This window comes from Dethiosulfatibacter sp. (assembly GCF_983023055.1).
Genome location: NZ_CEZJXU010000339.1, coordinates 1,885 through 2,229 on the forward strand (window position 1 = coordinate 1,885; position 345 = coordinate 2,229).

At 39.1% G+C, this 345-nt stretch carries 1 pseudogene; it reads right to left on the reverse strand.

The features are described from left to right. Positions 1–265: pseudogene (locus tag AC3AX0_RS10660) on the reverse strand (hypothetical protein); the annotation flags it as partial. Positions 266–345 lie beyond the last annotated feature (80 nt).

Below are 345 nucleotides of genomic sequence, written 5' to 3' on the forward strand. Positions count from 1 at the left end.
CCGGAAGGCAGAATGACTCAAGAATTTTATCTAATACGTCACTTGGGGTTGAAGTACAAGAAAGTATTTCATCTTTAGAAAAAACAAATGCAGGTAACATCGACCACTCTTCAGGCGGTAGCTCTTTCATGCTCTGTAAGGTGAAGTTTAATTTTTCGTTTTGAATTTCTTCAATACAAAGTATTACCTCCCTTACATCAGCTATCTCATATCCCTTGTTTTCAGTAAACCAATCATTATCCTTTGAGTATCGCTCTACAGCCAAGTCTCGATACTGAAATATGTATGCAGATTCCCCTCCATAGAATATGGGCTCTCGCATCATGCTCGCTGAATCTAGAGGCT